1 protein-coding gene is annotated in these 1,095 nt (G+C 71.5%); it reads right to left on the minus strand.

Translation table 11 applies throughout. From position 1 onward, the window contains the following. Window positions 1-39 precede the first annotated feature (39 nt). Window positions 40-702 (minus strand): DUF998 domain-containing protein, encoded by a 663-nt coding sequence (locus ABZ260_RS51490; RefSeq protein WP_355633362.1) that lies wholly within the window; start codon window positions 700-702, stop codon window positions 40-42. Window positions 703-1,095 lie beyond the last annotated feature (393 nt).

A 1,095-nucleotide genomic window follows, 5' to 3' on the forward strand; every position in this document is an offset into this window, starting at 1 on the left:
CCCCTCGCGGTGCGAGGGGACACGGCCCGTGGAGCGTCCCTACCGGAGCGCGGCGCGCTGGTCCGCCGCCACCACGGCGACCCACACCATCGCGGTGATCGCGCCGACGGCCAGGGTCAGCGATCCTGCCTGCCCGCCCGACATCGCCCAGATGTCGCCGAGGGCGAAGACCAGACCGCTGAGCCGCGAGGCGGCGGCGAAGCCGGGGCGGCCGGCCCGGGAGAAGTGGCGGCCCAGCACGAAGCAGGCGGCGATGAGCGCGGTGAACGCGATGGATCCGGCGACCATGTGCATGAGGGCGCTCCCGCTCAACGTACCCGTCTGGCCCAGCGGAGTGCCGGCCGGGAAGCCGTCGCCCGGGTCCATGACGAACACCCCGGCGGCGGCCGTCGCGACGCCGTTGACCAGGATCAGCCTGGGCACCCAGGTGCCGCCGGGCGTGCCGTGCAGCACGCGGCGCAGGCCGATCGCGCCGGCGATCGTCAGAGCGCCGCTGACCAGGAAGTTGGCGATCTGCAGCCAGCCCAGGTCGCCGGTGCTCAGCATGCTCAGGGGGTGACGCATCAGGTCGAAGCCCTCGCGGGTGAAGGCCTGGGCCAGCGACACGACCGTGAAGAGGGCCGCGGCGGCGACGGAGCAGGCGAGCAGGGTGCGCGTCGCGGGGGTGACGGGGGTGACGGTGCCGGACTGGACGGCGGTCATGATTGCTTCCTCTCTGGTGCGACGGGGCTCCGTCGCCGTACTCGGTCCGCCGGTCTCACCCGGCCTCGCTGACGCGTCGAACGAGGAGGGCGGGAATCGACGCCGCCCCACCGTCACACTCCTGAACTGCGAATACGTCACCCCATCCGCATTCCCTGTCACATTGCATTCCCTGTCACATCAGGCCGCGGCCCAGGTCAGAGGAGGCGTGTCGATTTCCGCCGGTCCGGATCGACGCGTAGCCGGAGACCGGCGAGGATCGGTTCTCCGATCACCCGAAGGAGATATGACGATGCAGTTCCTGATGACCACCAAGGGCGGCGACGCGGCACCCCCGAGCGAGGCGGTCCACGCGGAGATGGCCGCGTTCGTCGAGGAGATGACCCGGGCGGG

It is taken from the genome of Streptosporangium sp. NPDC006013 (assembly GCF_040614275.1).
Lineage (GTDB): Bacteria > Actinomycetota > Actinomycetes > Streptosporangiales > Streptosporangiaceae > Streptosporangium.

Bases quoted from the DNA above. Each gene is read 5' to 3' on its own strand.
- ABZ260_RS51490 (WP_355633362.1), bottom strand. From the start codon at position 702: ATGACCGCCGTCCAGTCCGGCACCGTCACCCCCGTCACCCCCGCGACG.